Origin of the sequence: Streptomyces sp. 7N604 (genome assembly GCF_052245475.1) — a bacterium.
Classification (GTDB): Bacteria; Actinomycetota; Actinomycetes; order Streptomycetales; family Streptomycetaceae; genus Streptomyces.
This window is the reverse complement of record NZ_JBQQBX010000052.1, coordinates 1-21464: the sequence shown is the minus strand read 5'-3', so window position 1 is coordinate 21464 and position 21464 is coordinate 1. Positions and strand designations below refer to the sequence as shown.

Here is a 21464-nt window from a genome sequence, read left to right as displayed (position 1 = left end):
GCTCGGCATCCGCGTGCTTCCAGCCCGGGTGGATGTCGGGAACGACGCTGAGGGCCTCTTCCTCGGGCATCGCCAGCATTTCCGTGCGGGTACAGATCCTCGAGTCGCGCGCCGGGGCGCTCTGCGATGTGTCGTCGGCCTCGCGGCGCCGACGAAAATCACCGCGCCGGCAGCGGCGTTTTTCCTCGTCTGAATGGCGCCGGGTGCTTCGTCACCGCTGCACCTCTCGCCCGGTGCGCCGCAACACGAGGCTGATAGCCACCGTCACCGCCATCGACGCGGCTCCGGCCCAGGCCGCCGTGGTGTAACCGGACTCGGTGGGGAAGGCCGCTGTCGAGCCGGTATGGGCCGCGAGTACCAGGCCGCCGAGTGCACTGCCAAGAGAGAAGCCCACGCTGCGGATGACTTGGTTGAAGCTCATCGCGCTGGAGGTCTCTTCTCGCGGCGTAACAGCGAGGATCGCGGCCGGCATGGCGGCGGAGAAGGTGCCGACGCCCAGGCCGAGCAGTCCCATCACGGCGAAGGACAGCCACAACTGGTCACGGGCCACCGCGAAAACCACCAGCGACGCGAGCACCATGGCACCGCCGACGGCCAGCACCGTCGCAGCTTCCAACCGCTTGCGCAGCGGCGGCACCAGCTTGCCGCCCACGAAGCCCAGCGCCGAGAACGGCACGAGCACCAGACCTGCGACGAAGACGTTCACGCCGAACCCGTAGCCGACCGTCGCCGGTGTCTGCACGTAGCGGGTGACCAGCGTCAACAACAGGTACATGCCGACACCGCCGAGGAGCATGGTCACATTGGCTCCGACCACCGCGGGGTGCCGCAGCAAGGCCAGGTCCACCAGCGGGGCGTCACACCGGCGTTCACGACGCACCCACACGGTCAGCAAGACGATCGCAGCGGCCAGCAGGCCGCTGGCGAGCGCCGGGGTGTCGGTCCACCAAGTGGTCCGGCTGATCGCCAGCAGCAGGACGAGGAGACCGCCTCCCAGCAGCGCGGCGCCCGGCACGTCGACCACCGCTGAGCGGCCCGGTGGTGACTGCGGCACGGCCCACCAGGCCGCCGCCAGCGCGGCCACGGTGATCACCAGGCCGAGCCCGTACGCCGCGCGCAGCTCGGACACATCCGTGAGTAGCCCGGCAAGCGGGTAGCCGACGCCAATACCGACTGTGGACGCCACGGACAACAGTGCGATGGTCGGCCCCGACCGCTGCTCGGAAAGGTGGTCGCGGGCGACGCCCATCATCAGCGCGGTCAGGCCCAGGCCGACGCCCTGGGCCACCCGACCGGCCAGCAGCCAGCCGAACGACGGCGGCACGACAGTCAGCAGGCTGCCGACCACCACGGTGGCGAGGGTGGCGAGGATGACCTGGCGCCGACGCGGTCCGGTGCCGAGGCGCCCGAGAACCGGGGTGGCGATGGCGCCCACCAGCAGTGGGGCGGTGAGCGTCCACTGCGCAGCGGCCAGTGAGACGTCGAACTCACCCGCCACCGCGGTGATCAGCGGCGCCCCGAGGCTGCCCACCACCGCGACGACCAGGGCGATGAATATCAGCGCGGGCACCAAGGGACCGCCCGCGGTCTGTGTCCGGGACTCTGCTGCGGTGTCAGTCATCGGTTCGCCTCGGTCGTCAGGTGCTCGAACAGCCCTGCCCGGATACGGGTGGTGGCCTGGGCAGCCCAGTCCGCGTCAGTGTTCGCCAGCTGCAGCGCGGCGCTGGTGTTGAGCAGCATCCCGTACGCCATGAAGGTCTTGATCTGCACGGGATCGAGGTCCGTGGTGTCACTGACGGTCTGCCACAACGCGCCGAAGCTCTCCCGCACCGCCGGGCGTAGCTCGGCGTCACCGCACGCGGCGAACGCCTGCAACTGGAGCAACAGCAGGGTGCGGTCGGACAGGCTGGCGTCGTACCGCTGTCCCATCGCCGCCAGTGCCTCCAACCCCTTGGCCGAGCCGGCGGCCTCGGCGAGGTGGGCGGCCATGACAGCGAAGGCGCGACGGACGACCTCCAGGAACAGCTGCTTCTTCGTGCCGAACAAGCGAAAGACGTAGGCGTGTGTAATGCCGGCCTTGCGCGCGATCGTCTCGGCCGACACCCCGTGCAGCCCGTGCGCCGCGAACTCGTCCGCTGCGATCTTCAACACCTGCTCGCGGCGGTCCTCGCCTGCAAGCCGCCTGCCCCGCTCCATGGTTGCGGCTCCCCCATCCGGAGAGAAGAAACTTGTAAGTCACCTGTAACTTACCAACTCCCAGGAGACGTTGTCCCGCAGGGCGAGGGGACGGCCCCATCGTCTCGGTACATGTCCGCCGTCCGCCCCGCGGCGCGGACGGCCCGCTCCACCGCGGTCAGCAAGCCGGTCACGGCCGGGTCGGCAAAGGGCACGATCTGCGTGAACAGCACCCCGGCGACGGCGCCGTCGGAATCGCTGTCGGCCCAGTAGTAGGAATTGGCGCCGCCGGCCCAGGCCAACGTGCCGATCGGGCGCCCCTGCGGCGTGCGTTCCTCGTTGCGCATGCCGAGCAACGACCAGGTGACGGGTATGCCGGGCATCAGCTCGATGTCGTGCGACACAGCCGGATCGACCGAGGCCATCCGCCCCACCGGGCCGGAGTGGCTCTTCAGCGCCTCGGCAAGGGCCCGTGCGGCGACGATCGTTGTGCCCTCCAGGGTGCCGCCGGCCGTGATCATGCGCAGGAAGGTCAGGTAGTCACGCGGGCTGCCGTAGAGGCCGCCGCCGGCCGAGACGACCTCGGGGTCCCACGGAAGCTCGAACGGGACCGCCACCAGTCCGCCGGGTGTCCGGGCGTACATTGTGGCGAGCCGGCCGCGGTCGGCCATGCGGAAGCCGGTGTCGGTCATGCCGAGCGGCGCGAATATGCGCTCGCGCAGCTGGGTCTCCAGGTCGGCGCCGGTGATCAGGGCGATGGCCAGGCCCACCCAGTCGAGCCCCATGCCGTAGTGGAAGCCACCGCCCGGTTCTCCGACCAGCGGTGAGTCGACGAACGTGGACAGCCTGCCTTCCCTGGTCGACGGGAGGGCGTTGGTCTCGTGGTAGCGCGCGAGGTCCGGGCACAGGAACGGGTAGCCGACACCGCTGGTGTGTGAGAGCAGCCCGCGCAGCGTGACCGGCGACCGTGCCGGGCGGAGCCGGGGTACTTCGCCGTCATAGCCCTCGTCACCTGGGGCACGGCGCGTTCGGGCAGCACGTTCCGCGACCGGCTCGTCCAGGCCGATCGCGCCCTGTTCGACCAGTTGCAGCGCGGCGACGGCGACGACCGACTTGGTCATGGAGGCGATCCAGGCGATGGTGTCCTCACCCCACGGCGCGTCGCCGTCGCGGGTCCCGGCGCCGCCCGAGTAGACGATTCCATCGCGGTCGGCGGCCATGGCGTAGGCACCCTTGACGACGCCGCGCTCGACGGCGTCGCTCAGCAGGCGGTCGATCGGCGTGGGGTCGGTGGCTTGCTTCGATGTGGTCACGAGAGTGCTCCGCGGGAAGGTCATGAAGGGCCGGCCGTCCCGGCCGGGCGGCTGGGGACGGTGGCGTGGCGGGCGGCCTGCGGCTCACCAGCACACAGGCAGGTCGTGTAGCCCGAAGATGGTCCTGGTGTGCCGACACTCCAGGTCCTCCAGCGAGTCGTCGACGAGCCGCAATGTGGGCAGCCGCCGCAGCAGGGTGGCGAGGGCGACCTGAAGTTCCAGGCGGGCGAGCGGTTGCCCGATGCACTGGTGCACACCGAAACCGAAGGCAACATGCCCGCGGGAGGCGCGTTCGACGTCGAGGCGGCCCGGATCGTCGAAGACCCGTGGGTCGTGGTTGGCGGCGGCGACCGAGAGCACGACCGGGTCCCCGGCCGGAACGGTGGCGCCACCGATCTCGATGTCCTCGACGGCGACCCGGGGCAGGCCGTTGTGGGCGACGCTGTGCACTCGCAGCAGTTCTTCCACGGCTCCCGGGATGAGCTGGGGCCTGTGGCGAAGCAGTTCCAGCTGGTCGGGGTGGCGCAGCAGGTCGAGCACGGAGAGGGCTGTCATGTTCGCTGTGGTCTCATGGCCCCCGACGAGCAGCAGCAGGCCGGTGTTGACGACCTGCCGACGCGTCAGATGGCCCGGGGCTTCCTGGTTCGTGACCAGACGGCTGAGCAAGTCGTCGCCGGGGTGTTCGGCCTTCGCCGCGACGAGCCCGGCGAGATACTCCGTCAGCTCCTCATTGCTGCGATGGATCTCGTCAGAGGTCGAGTCCCGATTGAAGGCCACGGCACAGCACCGCTGGAAGAAGTCGTGGTCGGCGTAGGGCACGCCAAGCAGTTGGCAGATGACGAGGGAGGGCAGCGGCAGCGCGAAGGCGGCGACGAAGTCGGCCGGGGAACCGGCCGCGATCATCTCGTCCAGCAGCTGGTCGACAGTCTCCTGCACGCCTTGGCGCATCGACTCGACCTGCTTGACCCTGAACTCCGGCACGAGCATGCGGCGATGCCGGCCGTGCTCGGGCGGGTCCATGCGGATGAAGCTCTCCAGCATGTCGCGGGTGGCGACCTGCCCTTCGGAGAAGAACGGGAAGGAGGGGTGCCGCACGTCGGCGCTCAGCCGGGGGTCGCGCAGCGCCTGGCGCACGTCCTCCAGCCGGGTGACCAGCCAGGCAGTTCTGCCGTCCCACAGCGTCACCCGGCTGACGGCCCGCCGCTCGCGCAGTTCGCCCAGCAAGGGCGGGGGGTCGAGCGGGCAGCCTGCGGCCCGGGTCAGCGGATAGGACGGAGCCATGTCCTCGATCTCTGTCACGAAGGAGACCTCCACTCCCGCGTCGGCGCGCTCACCACAGCGGCCCCAGATCCGGCAGCAGGTCTCCGACGTCCGTGACGTCAGGGCCGGTGCGCGGGCCGGGAGTGAATCGGGCCGGCATCTTCACGTAGCCGTTGATCTGTCCAACGGTCGGATAGCGCTCGGCCGCACCCTCGATCAGCCGATAGTCGGGCAGCCGACGGAGGACCTCGGTGACCACGACCTCGAAGTCCGTCTGCGCGATGTGGCGCCCGATGCACCGGTGCATACCAATACCGAAGGCGGCGTGCTTGCGCGTGTCACGGTCGAAGTCAATGGTCAGCGGATCCGGGAACACCTCGGGGTCGAGATTGGCCGCGGCCCAGGAGATCAGGACCCGTTCACCGCGGGCTACCGGGAAGCCGTCGATCTCGTCGTCGCGCATGACGGTACGGCCGACGCAGACCACGGGGGTGAAGTACCGCAGGAACTCCTCGCAGGCCCTGGGCACCGTCTCGGGCTCATCGATCAGCCAGCGGCGGGCCGCTTGGTCACGGTCGAGGTACTCGAACGTCGAGGCGAAGAGGGCGGTGGTGGTGTCCATTCCACCGGCGATCATGGCGTTGCACACCGCGACGATGTCCTCGTCGCCGATCTTCTTGCCGTCGATCTCCAGCTCCGTCAGAAAACTGATCAGGTCTCCCTTCGGGTGCGCTCGGCGCTGGGGAATCGTCTCCTGTACTTCCTTGATGAGCATCGCGAAACCGGCTTCGACCTGCTGGTACTCGGGAGTGCCAGAAGGGGTGTACGCCAGCGAGTGCACGGCATCGGCGTACAGGCGCCAGTTGTCCATCGGCAGTCCCACGATGTCCAGCGTGAGCAGCGCGGGAACAGCATTGGACAGATCCAGGACGAGGTCCATCTCGCCCTTCTCGATGCACTGGTCGACGCACCAGGTCGCGAAGGCCTCGATGCGGGGGCGCAACTGCCGCGCGGTGGAAGGGGAGAAGAAGCGATTGAGCGCACGGCGCCACTCCAGGAACTCCGGCGGGTCCATCTCCAGCGGCAGCGCGCGGAACGTAGAGGCTGGGATGATCGTTCCCTGAGGCCGGCCGGGGGTGTTCGGCAGTTCGTGGGCGGACGAGAAGACGTCCGTCCGCCGGGCCACATCCGCCACCTGCTCGTACCCCGTGACGACGTAGAAGCCGCCGTGGTGCCGGCTGTGGGCCACCGGACAGCGTTGGATCAGGTCCATGTTGGCGGCCCAAGGGTCGCGTCCGTACTCCTCCGAATGGTGGTCGAAGTCGATCTCCGGCGCCTCACGATGTGCCATAGCATGCTCCTGTCGGATCAATGTTGACCGGAACTCTGTGGTGTGCCTGCGTCACAGGCGCGCCAGGGAGAAGCCCTTGTAACCGCCCGCCGCGACCTCCTCGCACGTCTGCGCATAGGCCGGGAAACCGACGAGCGGCATGAAGACCCGTGCCTTGCCAGGGACGTTCGCCCCCAGGTACCAGGAGTCGCACGAGGGGAACAGGGACCGGCCCGCGACTTCGTCGACGTGCAGTCCCCAGGCCTCCTCGGCCTCACGGGTGGCCTCGATGGTGCTGATGTCGTTGTCGAGCAGATACGTCAGACAGCTGCCGATCCATGTCGCGTGCTGATGGATCGCCACCAGCATGTTCGTGAGCACCGACGGGCTGCCCGGCCCCGTCATCGTGAACAGGTTCGGAAATCCGGGTACGGCCAGGCCCAGATAGGTACGCGGTCCGGCCGCCCACATCTCCTTCAGCGACACCGATTCCCGCCCGCGGATGTCGATCCTGAACAGCGCGCCCGTCATCGCGTCGAACCCGGTGGCGAAGACGATCACATCCAACTCGTAGGCGTCCTTCGTGGTGCGGATCCCGCCCGGTGTGATCTCCTCGATCGGTGCCGTGGCCACGTCGACCAGATGGACGTTGGGCCGGTTGAAGGTCTCGTAGTAGTCGGTGCCCAGGCAGACGCGCTTGCAGCCGATCGGCTGCTTCGGCGAGAGCAGGGCCGCGACGTCGGGAGCCTCGACGGTTTCGCGGATCTTCTTGCGGACGAAGTCGGCGACAAGTTCGTTGGCGGCCGGGTCGGACATGATGTCGCCGAAGGAGCGCAGCAGCAGGGGCCCGCCCAGCTCCCAGAAGTACTCGAAGGCGGCCTCGCGTTCGGCGGCGGAGACGAGGAAGATCGAGGACGGGTTGGTCGGGTACCGAGACAGTCCGGCCGTCGGCATCGCGCTGTTGCGCGCCCGGAACCCTGCGTAGTCGCCCTTGACCGCCGCCTGCAACTGCGGATCGAGCGCCTGGTTGCGCGCGGGCAGTGTGTATGCGGCCGTGCGCTGGAAGACATGGAGCTGTTCCGCCTGCCGCGCGATGACCGGGATCACCTGCACCCCGGATGAGCCGGTGCCGACCACACCGATCCGCTTACCGGCCAGATCGACCGGCTCGTGCGGCCAGTGGCCGGTGTGGTGGATCTCGCCGACGAAGGTCTCCCTACCGGCGATCTCCGGCACGTTGGCCGAGGACAGGCACCCCGTCGCCATGATGACGAACCGCGCCACCAACACGTCACCGGACTCGGTGCGCACCGTCCAGCGGCCGGCCGACTCGTCGTACGTCATCGCCGTGACATAGGCGTCGTATTGAATGTCCCGGCCCAGGTCGAAGCGTTCCATGACGTGACCGATGTAACGCAGGATCTCGGGCTGGGAGGCGTAGCGCCCGGTCCATTCCCATTCCTGCTGCAACTCCTCGGAGAACTGGTAGGAGTATTCGAGGCTCTCCACATCGCATTGGGCGCCCGGATAGCGGTTCCAGTACCACGTGCCGCCCGCCGCGACGCCGGCTTCGAGGACCCGCACCGTGAGACCGGTCTCGCGCACCTGATGGAGCATCTGCAGGCCCGCGAGGCCGGCGCCCACGATGACCACGTCGAAACTGTCTGTCATCTCAGTGCTCCGAGGCCGGGACGGCGGAGCGGACGTCCCGGTGCTGCCGTTCCACGGAGCGTTCCCACCGTGTGGCGGCGTAGCTGGCCATGCAGATCCACAGGACCGCCGCGAAGAACGACCCGTAGGTGATCAGGCCGCCAGCCTTCAGCGGGCCGGTGGGAACAAACAGCGGTACGCTCCCCAGCACCTGGAGCATGAGGGCGACTATGCCGAGTGTCTTCAGCCAGCCGGGCCAGCCCGCCGACGGCCGCATGCACCACGATCCGGCCGTGACCATGAGGGCCGCCGGAAGGACGTTGAACATGAAGCCCAGGACATACGCGTCGGAGAAAGCCCTCAGGAGCGCGTGTGTCTCGGGTTCCTCGGCCCAGACCGAGAAGATCTGGAAGAGCCCCAGGAAGAGGATGGCGAAGGTGGCCCACGCGGCGCCCGCGATGAGCATGATGACGGGCAACGGGCTGCCCGGCACCTCCCGGCGGAGCCGGGTGTACGCGTAGCCGAGAAACCACAGCGCCGCGAGCAGCGCCAGACCCGCCATGAACTGGTAGATGTATCCGCGCGTGGCGTGCGTCGCGTAGAAGGTCGCGATCTCCTCCTCGGAGGATCCGAAGGCGGGGATCGGCGGCAGGACTGGGATCGTGGCGAGCAGGACCACCATGCTGAGCATTCCGGTCACCGCGTGCGGTGCCTGGGATGGTTGTTTGACCACTGGAGCTCCCTCCGGTGTGCGCTCGGGTGTCGATTCCCGTCGGTGCGGCGCCGACGACGGCCGCACCGACGGGAATCGACGACGGTCGGTCGTCCGTTTACTTCGCTGTGCCGAGGTCGAGCCGGTCGATGATGCGAGTGGCGAGGGCAGCCAGGCTGGAGTCCTGTCGCATCTGTTTGGGGGTGATGCGCACGTCGAACTCCCTGTTGATGCGTGTGCTCAACTGAAGCGCCATGAGGGAGTCGAGGCCGTAGTCGGTCAGGGAGAGGTCGGGGTCCAGGGCGGCCGGGTTGACCCGGAGGATTTCGGCCGCGTGCTCGGTGAGGTGCCGCTCGAGGAACAGCTGGCGGGCGCCGGCGTCGGTGAGCCGCAGTTCGGCCAGGACGGCCTGCTGGGCGGCGTCCGCTCCGGCTTCGGTCGTGTCGTGGGCCGGGATGGCCGCGAAGAATGGCGAGGTGCGCATCTTCTGCGCGAACATCTTCTGCCAGCCCGGGTCGAGGATGGCCAAGTAGCCGGCGCGGTCCCGGTCGTGGCGCAGCAGGCGGTCGCAGGCCTGGATGCCTTCATCGGGGTCGATCATGGCGTGGCCTTCGTCCGCGAAGACCGTCCCGCGCCCGTGGTCTGCCCAGGCTCCCCAGTTGACGCTGAGCGCCGCGAGTCCCTGTGCGCGCCGCCACGTAGTGAGACCGTCCAGAAGGGCGTTGGCGGCAGCGTACGAGGCCTGGCCGGGGAATCCGAGGAGGGACGAGGCGGAGGAGAAGCCGAACCACCAGTCGAGGGGGATGTCAAGGCAGGCCTGCTGCAGTCGCAGGGCTCCTCGTGCCTTGGGGGCCCAGACGCGGGCCACCTGCTCCGCGTCGAGGCCGGCAATCGCGGCGTCGGCAATCACCGCAGCGGCGTGCACGACGCCGCGCAGCGGCAGACCAGTCGCGGTGGCGGCCCCCACCAGTCGCTGTGCGGTGTCGGCCGCTGCGATGTCGCCGAGCACCACCTCGATGTCGGTGCCTGCGGCGCGCAGTTCCTCGATGACCGTGTCGGCCTCGGGAGACGGGGCGGAGCGGGCGTTGAGGACGATGCGTCCCGCCCCCGCCCTGGCGAGCCAGCGGGCGAGGAGCATGCCGAGTCCGCCGAGCCCACCGGTGACGAGGTACGCGCCGTCGCCGCGGACGACGGGAACCTGGTCCGGCCGGATGACGGCGTGACCGTCACCGTGCTGAGGCAGGGCAAGGACGATCTTGCCGATGTGGTCCCCGGCGGCAAGCGCCCGGAAGGCGGTGGTGGCTTCGTGGATCGGATGGACGGTGTGGGGCGGCGGCTCCAGCGCACCGTTGGCGAGAAGGTCGTGGACCTCACGGAGAATGCCGCCGAGGTAGTCGTGGTCGAGCACGCCGAGGTCGACGCTGTGCAGCGAGATGTTGCGGCGGAAGGGATGGAGCCCGATGCGGGAATCGGCGTAGATGTCCTTCTTGCCGAGTTCGACGAAGCGGCCACCGATGCGGAGCAGATCCAGTCCCGCCCGCTGGGCGGCACCGGTGAGCGAGTTCAGCACGACGTCGACGCCTTCGCCGCCGGTGAGATCACGGATCTCGTCCGCGAAACGGGTGGACCGGGAGTCGAATATATGCTTGATGCCGAGGTCGCGCAGGTACTGCCGTTTGGCCTCGGTGCCCGCGGTGGCGAAGACCTCGGCTCCGAAGTACTGGGCGATGGAGATTGCGGCGAGCCCGACACCACCGGTCGCGGAGTGGATGAGCACGCGTTCGCCAGGCCTGAGCCCGCACAGCCGGTGCAGGGCGTACCAGGTGGTGGCGTACACGCTGGGGCGGGCCGCGGCTTCCTCGAAGGTGACGTCGTCGGGGACCTGAACGGCCTTGACAGCGGGGACGACCGCGAAGGAGTGGAACGCTCCGGGGTGCAGGGCGGCCACCCGGTCGCCGACGCGGGGTGAACTGACGTCGGGACCGACGGCGGTGACGGTGCCGGCGCAGTCGAACCCGAAGGGCATGGGTTCGCCGTCGAGGGTCTTGTACAGGCCCATCGCGTTGAGGACGTCAGCGTAGTTCAGCCCGAACGCCTCGACTTTGATTTCGATCTCCCCCGGGCCCGGGGTGCGTTCCTCGGAGGTGACGAGTTCGAGGCTGCCCAGATCGCCTGTGTGCCGTACTCCCAAGGCGTAGCGGTCCTGCCCGTACCGGATGTGCCGCACCTTGCGGTCGTCCTCCTGGAGCGGCGCCACTGTGAGGCGCGCGCCGTACAGGTCACCGCCGCGCAGGGCGATCTCATCGGCGTTCCCGGGGGCGCACAACGTGGCGGCCAGGTGTTCAGCCGTCGTGGCGCTGTCGATGTCGACGCAGCACACGTCCAGTTCGGGGTGCTCGTGTCCGATCACGCGGCACAGCCCGCGCAGGGGAGTCTGTTCCAGGTTGGTCCCGTCGCTGTCGCGCACCGGCTGTGTATCGCGGGTAACCACCCACAAGCGGGGCGGGGCGGTCTCGGTGCGCTCGGCCAGGAAACGCACCAGTCCGATCAGGCGGTTGACACGGCGCTCGGCCCGGTCGAGGGCGGCCTCGTCGGCCGTTCCGGTGGGCGGCGGGCACAGCAGCACCAGGCCGTGCGGCGGCTCTAAGGTCAGCCGGCCGTCTAACGCATCCACGAGGTCACGATCGCTGTCGGGACTCGCGCCGACGGTCAGGTGAGTGCAGCCCGTGTGGGCGGACAGCGCCGAAGTGAGTTCATCGGCGAACGCCTCGGGGGCCGCGTCGTCCTCGGTCAGCACCAACCACCGCCCGGTGGGCTGCTCCGGCTGGGGGTCGACTCGTTCCCAGCCGATGCCCAGCAGGCGCTCGGCGAGCCGGCGGTCCTGGGCGGCCAGGCGCACCTGCTCGATCTCGGCGAGCACGGTGCCCTCCTCGTCGAGGAGCGTCACGTCACCCACGGCCAGCTGCTCGTCGAGGTGCCGGAGCCGGGCCAGGCAGTAGCGTCCGCGGTGCGGGTCGCCGTACACGCGCAGGGTGCCCGCCCCGACGGGGAAGGCATCCCGGCTCAGGGCAGGATGGGCGGCCAGGGTCTGCAGACAGCCGTCGATCAGGACCGGGTGCATTCCGTAGGAGTTCAGGCGTGCGCGTACCGCGGCGGGAAGGGTGAGTTCAGCGACGATCGTCTGGTCGGTTCCGGCGTCCTCGGACAGGCGCAGGGAGGCAAGGGCGGCGAACGCCTCACCGTGCTGGACCCCCGCCGCCTGGAACTTGGCGTAGGCCTCGCGCGATTCACGTGCCCCGGGGTGGCGGTCGAGGAGCTCGGCCACGTCGACGCGGGGCGGCGGGGCGGCGGTCGCGCGGCGCAGAGTTCCGGTGGCGAGGCCGGTCGGTTCGTCACCGTCGCGTCGGGTCAGCACCTCGAACCGGGCCAGGCCCTCGTCGACGGGGTGTACCCGGGTGGACACCACGGTGTCCTCACTCAGCGGCAGCATCTCGTGGATGGTCAGGTCGGTCACCTCGACGGTGTCCGTACCGTGTGCGCCGCCCGGATCCGCGCCGAAGACAGTGCGCGCGGCCTCCAGGGCCATCTCGCAGTAGGCGGCCCCCGGCATGACCGGCTGCCCGTGGACCCGGTGGTCGGTGAGCCACCGCAGCTCACGTCCGCCGACGCGTGTCTGCCAGCGGTGCTCCTCGTCGGTGTCCACGGGCCGCAGGTGCGCGCCGAGCAGTGGGTGGACGGCCACGCTCGATTCGCCGGGCCGCTGCGCGGACATGGCGAGGACTCCGAGGTCGCGCCCCGCCCACACCGGCAGCGGGACATCGACCGGCTCTCCCGAGGGGTATGCGGGTGCCCAGTCGACGGGGACACCGGCGCAGTACAGTCCGGCCAGTTGGGGCAGGAGCCCGTGCCGTGTGTCCTGGTCGCGGCGGAGCGTGGGGACCGTGACCGTGTCCCGGCCGATCGCGTGGGCGGTCTCGGTGACCGCATGGGTGAGCAGCGGGTGCGGGGAGATCTCGATGAACACCCGGTGCCCGTCGACCACGGCCGCGGTGACGGCGTCGGCGAACCGGACGGTCCTGCGGAGGTTGTGCGCCCAGTAGTCCGCGTCGAAGGCCGCCGGTTGCCGCGGGTCGTCCAGGACGGTGCTGTAGAACGGGACCGTCGCCGCCGTGGGGGTCAGATCGCTCAGCCGTGCGACCAAGTCTTCCAGGATCGGGTCGACATGCAGGGAGTGCGAGGCGTAGTCCACGGCGATCTGACGGGTGTGCAGGTCGCGTTCCTCCCAACCGGAGATCAGCACGCGGATCCGCTCGGGGGCCCCGGCCACGACCGTGGAGTTCGCGGAGGCCACCACCGCGACAGTGACGTCCTCGATGCCTCCTTCGGCGAGTTCGGCTTCCACCTGTTCATGCGGGAGTTCGACGGTGGCCATGGCTCCACCGCCGGCGATCCGAGTGATCAGGGCGGAGCGACGGCACATCACCTTCGCCCCGTCCTCGGGGGACAGCGCGCCGGCGACGACCGCCGCGGCCACCTCGCCGAGGGAGTGCCCGATGACGGCGGCGGGCTCCACGCCGCGAGCGCGCCAGGCCGCAGCGAACGCCACCTGTACACCGTCGGGACGACAGGATTCGAACCTGCGACCCCTTGACCCCCAGCGCGCCAATTCTCCTCGTTTGCTCCACTTTAAGACTCACGCAGACCTGGCGCGCCGTCAAGCTCTCTATGGAGCCGTACACGGAACCCGTCAAGTGCCGCAGTGGAGCAGCCGCGACATGGCCATCGCAACTCAACCAAGTCGCTGCGCAGCGAACCTGGCCAGGTCGAACCCATGACCGACCGCGGGAGACCTGCCGACCCCGCAAGACCACAAGATAGTGTGACGAGGCGGACGCAATTTTCGGCACCCGCAGGGTGGAGACCTGTCGCCGGGGGCTCCTGGACCGGAGTTGATCTGGAACCAATGGCACTTCCTCCATGCCCTATGCGAGTTCGAGCAGTTCTATAACGGACACCGCCCGCACCAGGGCATCGCGATCGCCAGACGGTTGCACGCCTTACCTCGACATACGACGACACGATCGCCCGGAGGCATCCTCCGCGAATCCCGACATGCAGCGTGACCTGCATGGACGAGGTTTTCGGCAAGGGCAGGGCCTGCACATCGGCTGAGCGGTCCGCCCGTCAACGACGTTCGATGCACGTCTCGTTGTTCTGCTCGCGCTTGCGGGAGGTGCATCGTCTGCGCGCTCGGCCGCGGACCTGCGGACGTTGGTCTCCGGCGTCCAGGGGCGGTCGGCACGCCTTCACGGCTCACCCGGGCTCAGCCGCGCGGCTCATCTCGAACCACACCGCCTTGCCGCGCCCGCTGGGACTGTTGCCCCACCCCGAGGCCAGCGCTTCCACGATGACCAGCCCCCGGCCATGCTCGGCCTCGGAGTCGACATCGCCGAAGAGGGTGATCGGGGCGGGCATCGGTGGCCGCGGATCCCAGTCGCGCACCTCCACCCGTATCAGGTCCGGGAGCTCCCGAAGCCGTACGTCCACGTCGCTGTCGGCATGGATGAGCGCATTGGTGACCAGTTCCGTGGCCATCAACTCGGCCTCGTAGGAGACCTCTTCCCATCCCCAGTGCCGCAGGTGCTCGTGCACGAAGTCCCGGACGCCCTTGACGCTCTGAAGGTCGTGGCGGTGGACGGACATCCGGCCGACGCGCCGGTGGTCCGGCCCGGCCCCGTCGTACCGGGCGAGCAGCAGTGCCACGTCGTCGTCGCGGGATTCGGGCCCGCCGACGATACCGATCAGCCGGGTGGCCAGTTCCTCCAGACGCTGGCCCTGGCCTTCGGCCAAGAGCTCATGCAGTGCCCGGGTTCCGCTGGTCAGGTCCACGGAACGGGAGCACACCAGCCCGTCGGTGTAGAGCGCCAGCAACGTCCCAGGGGCCACGGTCAGTTCGGCCGAGGGGTAGACGGTGTCCGGGGCGACCCCGAGCGGTAGTCCCACGGAAACATCCGGCACGACGATGCCGCTGTCCGGATGGCTCAGCAGGGGCGTCGGATGGCCCGCGGAGGAGATCTCCGCGGTGCCGTCCGTCAGGTCCAGCCAAATGCAGCAGCAGGTGGCGAACTGGTCGATGCCCAGTTCCGCGAGCAGTCGGTTGGTGCGTCCCAACAGGTCGCCGGGGCGGTGCCCTTCCGCGGCGTAGGCCCGCACAGCGCTGCGGATCTGGCCCATGATCGCTGCTCCGGCCGGGCTGTGACCTTCCACATCGCCGATGATGAGGCCCACACCCTCGTCGGGGAGGACGAGCACGTCGTACCAGTCGCCGCCTACCTCGACCCCTGGCTTGGCCGGCGAGTAACGCACCGCGGTGTCCAGTTGCTCCAAGTGGGGCAGCATGTGAGGGAGCAGTCCCCGTTGCAGCCCGCGGGCCATGGAGCGCTCGGCTTCGAAGAGGCGGGCACGTCCCAGGGACTGCCCGAGCAGGCCCGCCATCGTCACCAGGGCCGCCCGCTCGTCGGAGCCGAAGCGGTGGGGGTGCTCGAAGCCCAGGACGAACACGCCCTCCCGGTGGCCGCCGATGACCAACGGCAGCAGGGCGCAGGCCTGCTTGCCCTCGCCGAACGGTCCGGCTGCGGCCATGGCCGCAGCGGACTCCAGGAAGAGCGCCGACTCCACGACCGGGATGCGTGCGCCGGCCCCGTTCGCGCCCCCTTTGGCCCTGAACGGGGAGCGGGCGACGTCCGCCGAGTAGCCGGTGTAGCCGAGCACCCGCGGCGCGTCTTCATGGATGACCGAAACCACCATTCCCTGGGCGGCGAAAGGCACCATGATGTGGGAGACAGCTATGTCGATGATGTCGTGCAGCCGGACCTTCTCGGTCAGTGCGCAGGCAAGTTTGTAAATACGGTAGAGAAAAGCAAGACCGGGGTATTCGGCTACTTTTGATGAGCCCTGATCGCGCCCGTCGCCGGGAAGTTCGCTCAGAGTTCCGGAAGCCTGCCCGGGGATAGGCATCAGGAAGTGCGGCATCTGGGGCGACGGGGGCGGTTCCCCTAGTTTCAGCAGCTCGTTGGCCAATTCGTCGGCCATGGCCAGGCAGTTCCGCTTCTCCCGCGGGAGGAGTTCCCGGGGGCCTTGCGGCGGAGCCCAGAGGATCGTGAGGACGCCCCGGGGGACACCCGCCGCCAGCAAGGGGGTGGAGGCCACGGTGTAGGGAAACGGCAGGGGCACATTGATCCGGGCTTGCCCATAGGAGGACACCACTTGTTCGTTGGTGCGGTACGCGACGCTGACCGAGAAGCGGTCGTCGTCCACCTCGATGCGATCTATGGCCGCGAAGATCGAGACCGGACCGCCGACCACGACCGACGCGGACAGCACCCGGTTCGAATCCACGGGCACGTAGAGGATGGCCGCGGTAGCGGACAGCTGCTCCACCGCCCGACGCAGCACGTCGGCCAGCCGCACGTCACGGTCTGCCGACGCCGAGTGCTCCAGAGCGGACACGCCGGGACGCCCGGCCGCTGCCTGTGAGCGCGTGTGATCGTCGCGCTCTTTCACGGTGCTCTCGTCATTCATGCGGATCAACTCTGATAACCAGTTCAAATCCCACACTAGTCCATTCCTAGTCCATTCTTCCGGCCGTTCCGGGTGCGGGGCGCCGGGCTCCGCCGGCTCGTCACACCGCCCCCGCCGCGGGCACGGGTAACTGAGCGTGACCGGTGGTTTACGGCGATGTGGACGGTGTGGTCCTCTCCGTGGCGGGTCCGGTCCGGCCGCCGGCCAGGCGGGTCCCCTCCGTTGCGTTGCGCGAGTCGGCGGCGGTGTCAGCCGGCGGCGGCGGGGCCCACGACCGGCGCCTCCGCGCCCCGGAGCGCCCACGCATACCCGTCGCGAGGCCCTGGGCGCCTTCGCCGGGAATTTGGCCCGAACCGTTGACAGCCACGGAGGCCTGGCGTACATATCATGGCCGAAAGTAAATAAAAGTTCACTATGCGAACTCTCCTGGATTCGCCCCGGCCCGCGACGAGGCCGTCCTCGACAACGAAGGCTCGTGACCGCCGCCATGACACCCAGATCCCCGGCAACACACCCGCGGCGCCCGAACTCCCGCCCGCCCGGCGGGCGCGCATCTGTGGCTACCACACCCGTAGCGGAGACCGGCACTCCGACGCCTCTTCAGCAGCTCGGTGGTGAAGTCACCGACAATCACAAGACGATGGCCCCGGCAAGCACGCCGCTGACGTTTGGCGGACGGAGCACCAGCCTCACCCGCCGACATCTTCTGTCCGGCATAACCGCGGCCTGCGCCGCGTCCCTCGTGGGTTGCTCGGAGACGACGGAGGGGAACGAGCCACGGGCGAGGGCGGGAGCCCAAGAGGGCTTGAGGTATGGGTCGGTGGCCATCGGAGTCATGCCGATCGTCGACTGTGCCCCCCTTCATCTGGCAGTGCGCGACGGGTTCTTCAGAGCCGAGGGCCTGGAGGTGAGCACCGAGACCATCGTCGGAGGGACGGCAGGAATACCGCGCCTGGAGGACGACCTCGACATCACCTTCGGCAATTACGTGTCCTTCATCCAGGCCCAGGACACGGGGCGCGACCTGCGCATCGTGTCCGACGGCTATCAGGCGACGGGAGGGACCATCGCGCTCATGGTCGCGCGAGGCACGACGATGCGATCGCCCGCGGATCTCAAGGGACGCACCGTGGCGGTGAATGTCCGGCACAACGTCGCTCACCTCGCCACCGTGTCGCTGCTGTCGACCCACCGGGTGGACGAGGACGAGGTGAGCTTCGTTGAGCTGCCGTTCCCCGACATGGCAGACGCCCTGGAGAAAGGCCGGGTCGACGCGGCAGTCATGGTCGATCCGTTCATCACCAGCGCCCAGCGCGCCTTGGAGGCCGAGCAGTTGGGCGACGCGACGAGTGGGCCCACGGAGAACCTGCCGATCGCCGGTTATGCCTCCACCACCTCCTGGGCCAAAGGCAATCCGGGTACGGTGGCAGCCTTCACCCGGGCCATGAAACGGGCGCAGCAGGCGTGTGCGGATCCCGCCGTGGTAACCGCGATCCTGCCGACGTACACGGAGATCGACAAGCGGACAGCCTCGTTCGTGAACGTCGGCGCATTCCCGGCTTCCACCAACCCGATCCGGATCCAGCGGGTCGCCGACCTGATGCTGCGCTTCGGCGTTCTCAGTCGCCGATTCGATGTGACCGTGATGTTCGGATGAACCACAACGCTCTCGAGGAAGGTCATCCGCCTGTGCAGATCCGTGATCGGGACGCAGTGGCTCCGCCCACCGCCGCATCCACGGCGCCGTCGCACGCGCGGCGCCCTTGGCGGTGGCGCCGATGGCGCGTGGGGCCGCGCGTGCTCGCGGTCGCCCTCATTCCGCTGATAACGGCCTGCGGACTGTCCGGCTCGCGCGTTCTCGCCTCCACTGACCGGGTGCAGGACTACGAACGCGAGCGCATAGCGGTTGATGTGGCCGCCGATCTCGCCGAGCTCGCCCATGCCGTGGAGGCCGAACGCGACCTGACCGCCCGCCACCTGGCCTCCCAGCGAGGCACCCCGGCGCTTGCGAAGCCTCGTCGCGACGTGGACCACCAGATCAGGACGATCGCAGCTCGTGGCGCCGAGTTGCGCGACGCGGGCGGGCCCGCACTCCCGCTCCGCACACTCGCCGTCGACAAGCTACGCACTCGGCTGCCGACCATGCGGGACGCCGTCGACGACGAGCGTACTCCCTTCCCGTCCTTGGCGGTGTTCCGGGCCTACGGCGAGCTGGTCGACGCGCTGCTCAACGGGATGGAGGAACTGACCTCGGCCAGTCACGATCGCGGGCTCGCCGAGCGCAGACGCACAGCCACCACTCTCGCCTTCGCCGAGGCGGCCGCCTCCCGGGAGCGCGCCTTGGTTTCCGTCGCGCTGGAACGGGGTTCCCTTGACACCGCGGAACGCTCCCAGCTCGACCGTGCCACCGCCGACCGGCGCAGCAGCTTGGCGTCCTTCCGGCTGACCGCCGACGCCACCGAGCGGTTGGCGTACGCGGAGACGGTGACCGGCGGCGACGTGGACGAGAGTGAGCGGATCCGCGTCCTGCTTGCCAACCAGTTCGCGGCTCTGATCCCGGACCGGGCAAGCCGCACCACCAAGGTGAGCGACCCGACAGCCTGGTACACCGCGGCCACCCGCACCGGCAACCTGATCCGTAAGGTCAGGACCGGTTTTGAGGACACGCTGCGCACCGAAGTGGAGCAGCGACGCCGGTCCGCGATGCGTGCTGCGTACGTCGAGTCAGCGCTACTTGTGCTGCTGCTCGCCAGTACCGTCACCATCACCCTGGCGGTGGCAAGGTCCATCATCAGACCGTTGCGCACACTGCGATCGTCGGCACTCACCGTTGCCGACCGGGAGCTGCCCGCCGTGGTCCAGCGCCTGGCAGAGGCCGAGCGCGATCCCGGCGTGATCACTGTTCGCCAAGTGCCCGTGGGTCCGCCCGACGAGATCGGCGAGGTGGCCCGGGCGTTCGCCGCCGTGCACGTCGAGGCCGTCCGTCTCGCCACGGAGCAGGCACGGCTGCGCGCCAGCATCAGCGCGATGTTTGTCAACCTCGCCCGGCGCATCCAGAGCCTGGTCGAACGTCAGCTGAACCTTATCGACCGCCTGGAGAACGCCGAACTGGATCCCGACCAGCTCGAGAACCTCTTCCGGCTGGACCATCTCGCCACGCGCATGCGCCGCCACGGCGATGGCCTGCTCGTCCTAGCCGGCGATGCTGGTACCTCGCCCCGGCGCGACCCGGCTCCCTTGCTCGACGTCGCCCGGGCCGCTCTCGCCGAGGTCGAGGGATACGAGCGCGTTGACGTCGTAGACATGCCCGAGATCCGCCTCGTCGGCTCAGCGGTCGACGACGTGGTCCATCTGCTGGCCGAACTGATCGAGAACGCGCTGTGCTATTCCAGCTCCAGGAGCCGGGTGCGGATCGCGTGCCGCTTTCACAGGCCGGGCGTGCCGCTGATCGAGGTGATCGATTCCGGCCTCGGCCTTTCGGTGTCGACGCTGCAGGAGATCAATGCGCAGCTCGCCGAGCCCGCCTCGCCGGATGTGCGGATCTCCCAGCAGATGGGCGTGTTCGTCGTGGCTCGCCTGGCCGCCCGCCACGGCATGACGGTGCGCCTGCGACCGGGGGTGGTCCACGGCACCGTGGCGGAGGTCCGCATCCCCGAGGCGCTGCTCGTCAGCACAACCCGTCCGCCCTCTGCCGGCCGGCCCCCGTCCCATTGGAGCACCGGATCCACTAGTGCCGCCCGGGCACAGCAGCATTTCATCCGTGCCGGGGAAGGGCGGGCGGCGGAGCCGCTTACTCCTGCCGACCTGCCGACGCGGGTTCCCAGCGAGCACCTCAAGCCGGGGTCGCTGCAGGACAGCGAACAACCATCGGACGAGGGACCGCGTTCCTCGCCCGATGCCATCCGTGCCCGCCTGTCCGGCTTGCAGCGCGGGTTGCAACGGGGGCGCAAGAGCCGTGCGAACGGGACTGGCGGCACCGGCTCCCCGCCGAGGATGACCACGGATGACGAGAGATGACCAGAGACGAGGAGTCGTCGCGGGGCTCTGAGGGATTAATCCTCCTGAGCCACAAGCCGCGGAATGCGTGACAGCCGCGCCCGGCACCCCTGGTCCTCCCGATCTTACGGATGACCGACACGATCCCGAGAAGAAAGGTCAGGACTCGTGACCGAGCTGAGCACCGGTGCCCGCAACCTGGACTGGTTGATCAACGACTTCGTCGATCAAGTGCCCGCCATTGCCAGCGCCGCGGTCCTCACCTCGGACGGGCTGCTCCTGGCCATGTCCGCTGCCCTGTCACGCAACCGTGCCGAGCAGCTCGCGGCGGTTTCCTCCGGGTTCGCCGGCCTCACCAGAGAAGCCGCGCGGATCTTCGACGCCGGAGGCGTGGTCCAGACGATGGTGGAACTCAGGGCCGGTTATTTCTTCATCATGGCCATCTCGGACAGCTCGTTCCTGGCCGTGCTCGCCTCTTCCGCATGCGACATGGACCAGGTGGGCTTCGAGATGACCGCGCTGGCGGACCGGTGCGGCGAGTGGCTGACCCCGGCGGTGCGCACAGAACTGCGGGAAGCAATGCGGCGGTGAGGACGGCCTCCGGCGACTCCTGCCCGCTGTCCACGGTGCCGGCCGCGCGGAACGGCGGCCCCATGTGCAGGCATCGTCCCTTGACGCCATCGGGGGCCGCGGTACGGCCATAGTCGACGTGCTGCTCACCGAACTCGGTGGGCAGCACGCAATGGAACAGCACCCGAGCGGCACGACCTTCTGGGCCGGCTGCCGGGCGCTTGTTCGCGTGAGCTGGTTCCCATCTCTGTGGCCGCTCCCGGGAGCGGCATGCCGTAGCGGGTCCGGGCCGACCCGATGCCGACCCGGGCCCCGCCGTACGGTTACTTGCGCTGGAGCAGGACGACTCCGGCGACCAGCAACCCCAGCACCACCGCTGCGGTGCCGAACACCAGACGGGGCGTGCGCAAGCTCGGCACGAAACGGTCCAGCGCGTAGCGGCGGGCCGACGTGGTCCAGGTCTTCGCCAACCCAGCCGCCCTGGAACGGCTCGCTGCCGCGGTCCTGGCCGAACTCCACGACGAATGGCAGGTCTTCGACCGCCTCTATCTCTCCGGAGCCTCCATGGCCGAGCTCTTCACCGACAAGCCGACCGATCCCGAACCGCAGATCACTCGACAGCCGGAACCGAATCAGCTCAACCCGTGACTACACCACTCCACGGGACATGACCCTGCTTGGCGGGTATGCGACGACGAGCTGTCGGCGCTTCGCTGCTTATGGAGCCGCACAGGTGAACCGACGTCCCCGTCGTTAGGGCTCGCAGAGAATCAACATGCGGGTTTGATCTTCATCGGGGGCTGGCTGCTGTACTTGTCGAGGTGGGCGGCCACGTCCGTTGGGGTGCGGAATCGGGCGGTTGAGGGCGGGAACGCGT

13 protein-coding genes and 1 pseudogene are annotated in these 21464 nt (G+C 69.0%); 4 read left to right on the top strand and 10 right to left on the bottom strand.

Annotated elements, in window-relative coordinates:
- Window positions 1–211: 211 nt before the first annotated feature.
- From ACTWP8_RS35700 to ACTWP8_RS35660, 9 genes are all read right to left on the bottom strand, one after another.
- Window positions 212–1621: an MFS transporter gene (locus ACTWP8_RS35700; RefSeq protein ID WP_443326227.1), complete on the bottom strand. Its 1410-nt coding sequence runs from the start codon at window positions 1619–1621 to the stop codon at window positions 212–214.
- Window positions 1618–2196 (bottom strand): TetR/AcrR family transcriptional regulator, encoded by a 579-nt coding sequence (locus tag ACTWP8_RS35695; RefSeq protein ID WP_443326226.1) that lies wholly within the window; start codon window positions 2194–2196, stop codon window positions 1618–1620. The genes ACTWP8_RS35700 and ACTWP8_RS35695 overlap by 4 nt, the downstream gene beginning before the upstream one ends.
- 50 nt (window positions 2197–2246) lie before the next feature.
- Window positions 2247–3488, bottom strand: coding sequence for a serine hydrolase domain-containing protein (locus ACTWP8_RS35690; RefSeq protein ID WP_443326225.1), 1242 nt, complete (start codon window positions 3486–3488; stop codon window positions 2247–2249).
- Between the two features lie 84 nt (window positions 3489–3572).
- Window positions 3573–4787: a cytochrome P450 gene (locus ACTWP8_RS35685; RefSeq protein ID WP_443326224.1), complete on the bottom strand. Its 1215-nt coding sequence runs from the start codon at window positions 4785–4787 to the stop codon at window positions 3573–3575.
- Between the two features lie 31 nt (window positions 4788–4818).
- A complete protein-coding gene (locus ACTWP8_RS35680; RefSeq protein ID WP_443326223.1) occupies window positions 4819–6099 on the bottom strand; it encodes a cytochrome P450 in 1281 nt (426 codons plus the stop codon).
- A gap of 51 nt (window positions 6100–6150) precedes the next feature.
- The gene (locus ACTWP8_RS35675) at window positions 6151–7749 is read right to left on the bottom strand and encodes a flavin-containing monooxygenase (protein WP_443326222.1); all 1599 of its coding nucleotides are present in this window, start codon (window positions 7747–7749) and stop codon (window positions 6151–6153) included.
- Between the two features lies 1 nt (window position 7750).
- A complete protein-coding gene (locus tag ACTWP8_RS35670) occupies window positions 7751–8461 on the bottom strand; it encodes a hypothetical protein (protein ID WP_443326221.1) in 711 nt (236 codons plus the stop codon).
- Window positions 8462–8558: 97 nt separating this feature from the next.
- Window positions 8559–13046, bottom strand: coding sequence for an SDR family NAD(P)-dependent oxidoreductase (locus tag ACTWP8_RS35665; protein WP_443326220.1), 4488 nt, complete (start codon window positions 13044–13046; stop codon window positions 8559–8561).
- Between the two features lie 707 nt (window positions 13047–13753).
- Complete coding sequence (locus ACTWP8_RS35660; protein WP_443326219.1) at window positions 13754–16021, bottom strand: ATP-binding SpoIIE family protein phosphatase; 2268 nt, start codon at window positions 16019–16021, stop codon at window positions 13754–13756.
- A 487-nt stretch (window positions 16022–16508) separates the two neighbouring features.
- On the opposite strand from ACTWP8_RS35660, the gene ACTWP8_RS35655 reads away from it, so the two are divergent.
- From ACTWP8_RS35655 to ACTWP8_RS35645, 3 genes are all read left to right on the top strand, one after another.
- Entirely contained in the window at window positions 16509–17678 is a 1170-nt protein-coding gene (locus ACTWP8_RS35655; protein WP_443326232.1) for an ABC transporter substrate-binding protein, read from the top strand.
- Window positions 17675–20038 carry a sensor histidine kinase gene (locus ACTWP8_RS35650; protein ID WP_443326218.1) on the top strand — a complete coding sequence of 788 codons (2364 nt, stop codon included), beginning with the start codon at window positions 17675–17677 and terminating at the stop codon, window positions 20036–20038. The genes ACTWP8_RS35655 and ACTWP8_RS35650 overlap by 4 nt, the downstream gene beginning before the upstream one ends.
- Window positions 20039–20185: 147 nt before the next feature.
- Window positions 20186–20608, top strand: coding sequence for a roadblock/LC7 domain-containing protein (locus ACTWP8_RS35645; RefSeq protein WP_443326217.1), 423 nt, complete (start codon window positions 20186–20188; stop codon window positions 20606–20608).
- A gap of 302 nt (window positions 20609–20910) precedes the next feature.
- On the opposite strand, the gene ACTWP8_RS35640 is transcribed toward ACTWP8_RS35645, so the two are convergent.
- Complete coding sequence (locus tag ACTWP8_RS35640) at window positions 20911–21057, bottom strand: hypothetical protein (RefSeq protein WP_443326216.1); 147 nt, start codon at window positions 21055–21057, stop codon at window positions 20911–20913.
- Here ACTWP8_RS35640 and ACTWP8_RS35635 point away from each other — a divergent pair.
- A pseudogene (locus ACTWP8_RS35635) lies at window positions 21026–21235 on the top strand (IS256 family transposase); the annotation flags it as partial. The gene ACTWP8_RS35640 and the pseudogene ACTWP8_RS35635 sit on opposite strands and share 32 nt — an antisense overlap.
- Window positions 21236–21464: the final 229 nt, after the last annotated feature.